Consider the following 2,351-nt stretch of genomic DNA (forward strand, 5'->3'; position numbering starts at 1 on the left):
CCTGGTCACTGGCTGGCATGATGCCGCCCTGGAACAGGCGCCCGCGGAGACGAGTCGCCTCGCCGCATGGCGAGAGCGTCGCCTGGCCGGCCTGGCGTCCGGCGAACTCGGCGTGATGGTGGGGCATCGTGACATCCTCGCCCGGCCCGCCGCGCGGGGAAGGCGGGGATGATCCTGCGACCGTTGGTCACCCTGCCCGCGGCGACTCTGCTGGCCCTGGTGCCGCCGGTGCTGGTGGCCATGCTGGTGCCACTCTCGGTAGCGGGTTGGGGCATCCGCGAGGGGACGGCGGCGCTGGTCTGGGGGCTGGTGGGCTTGCCTCCCGCCCAGGGCGTGGCCGTGTCCATGGCTTACGGCCTGCTGGTGCTGCTGGCAAGCCTGCCGGGGCTGCTCTGGCTGCCGGGGCTGCGTCGCCGTCGCGAGGTATCGGCTGGCTCTGGGCCGCTGGGCTCAGGATCGGGTCAGGTCGAGGTCGAAGAGGGTATCGTCCCCGCATCGGAAGGTGCGCGCCAGGGGACGGCGGGCCTCGTCCAGGGTGGCGATGGGCGCCATGGCCAGGCCCGGGCGCCCGGAGCCGATCAGCAGAGGGGCGAGGAGAAGGTGCAGCCGATGGAGCACGCCGGCTTCGAGGAAACGCGATACCGTGACGCCGCCACCCTCGATCAGCACACGGCGAAGCCCGAGCTGGGCGATCGCCAGGCGTCCCGGCTGCATCACCAGGGGGGTCAGGCAATCGAGCAGGGCACGGGCCGGGTCATCGACCGGCTGATACGCCTGCCAGCCGGTCTTGTCCAGTCGCAATCGGCCACCGGCCAGGCCTCCGGGGTCGGCACCATCACGGGCTTCCCGCAGCGCCTGCCAGGCATCATCGGCATTCAGGCCAGTCATCATCGGTATTCAGTATAAGTGGCGTCATGGACACGCATCGGTCCTCCGGCGCGAGGGGAAGACGTCATCATGCGCAGTCCGCCAGGGCGGCACAAGGCATTCAAGGAGATCATCATGCATCAGGTTGAACGGGCCATCTTCGATCTGCGACGCGGTTTGCCGGTGCTGGTCGTCGCCGGCGAGACCTCCGTCCTTGTCCAGGCCGTGGAAGGCGCCGCCGAGGCGACCGCGACCCGATTGGCGGCGCAGGCGGGCGCCATACCGGCCCTGGTTCTGGGTCATCACCGTCTCGCCGTCCTGGGTGTGGCGGGTGCCATCCAGGCCGCCCGACTGCCGCTGGAGCCGGGAGTCGGCCGCCAACGCCTGGCCGAGTTGGCCTTCGGGGTCTCCCCCGAGGTTACGCTGGGGCCTGCTGACCTGGCGCAATGCCGCCGTTCGCTGGAGCCCGCCCATGCCGTCGACCGGGCGGCCCTGGCGCTGATGCGTCGTGCCTTGCTGATTCCCTCGGCACTGGTGGCAAGGATCAGCGAGGCCCGGCGTGGTGACATCGACGCCCTGGTGGAGGACGGCACCCTGCTCGCCGTCGAGGCCGACCAGGCCGAGCGGTGTCTCGATGGGGGAGTGGGCATGCTCAAGCGCGTCAGCGAGGCGCGGATTCCGCTGGTGGATGCCCTTGACGCTCGCTTCATCCTCTTTCGCGAAGGCGACGGCTTGCGCGAGCATGTGGCGGTGGTCATCGGGGATCCGGGCCGGGCAGGGGCCGCGGTTCCCCTGCGCCTGCATTCCGCTTGCCTGACCGGTGACCTCTTCGGTAGCCTGCGCTGCGACTGCGGCGAGCAATTGCACAACGCGGTGGCGGACATCGACGCCCTGAACGGCGGCGTCCTTCTCTACCTGTCCCAGGAGGGTCGCGGGATCGGCCTGGCCAACAAGCTGCGGGCCTATTCCCTCCAGGACAGTGGCCTGGATACCCTGGATGCGGATCAGGTGCTGGGCTTCGGTGAAGACGAGCGCCGCTACGGCGTCGCGGTGGACATGCTGGATTCGCTGGGCATCCGTCGGGTGCAACTGATGACCAACAACCCGGGCAAGGTCTCGACCCTGATCGAGGGCGGCATTGAGGTCATCGAACGCCAGGCGCTGTATGGCAGCCTCAACGCGCACAACCGTCGCTATCTCAGTGCCAAGTCGGGACGTGCCGGACACCTGCTGGATGCCGTCCTCAATGGTGAGGCGCCAGGACCCAGGGACCTCTGCAGCAGGCCCAGGCGAGCCAGGCGGTCGGCCATGGTGCGGTTACCGCTCACCCTGATCAACCAGGGTGCTAAAAGCAGGGCCAGCCAGACGGGGGCCAGCCACCAGAAGAGGGTGGGCGCCAGCCAGGCCACCAGGCCTGCCCAGAGTATCCCGACAAGGGTGAAGAAGGCACTGTGTCTCAGGGCCTCCCGCCAGACCACCAGGCG

The 2,351-nt window shown here is 69.3% G+C and carries 2 protein-coding genes; one reads left to right on the forward strand and one right to left on the reverse strand.

The window, feature by feature from the left end; genetic code table 11:
- Nucleotides 1–450 precede the first annotated feature (450 nt).
- On the reverse strand, nucleotides 451–891 hold the full coding sequence (locus tag ACESMD_RS02330) for a dihydrofolate reductase family protein (protein ID WP_372609970.1): 441 nt from the start codon (nucleotides 889–891) through the stop codon (nucleotides 451–453).
- Between the two features lie 111 nt (nucleotides 892–1,002).
- Between ACESMD_RS02330 and ribA the strand changes: the two genes are divergently transcribed.
- Nucleotides 1,003–2,351: GTP cyclohydrolase II RibA (gene ribA / locus ACESMD_RS02335; RefSeq protein WP_372609972.1), on the forward strand; the 1,349-nt coding region annotated here is incomplete at its 3' end.

The sequence above is a fragment of the Halomonas sp. genome (genome assembly GCF_041689495.1).
Taxonomy (GTDB): Bacteria; Pseudomonadota; Gammaproteobacteria; order Pseudomonadales; family Halomonadaceae; genus Halomonas.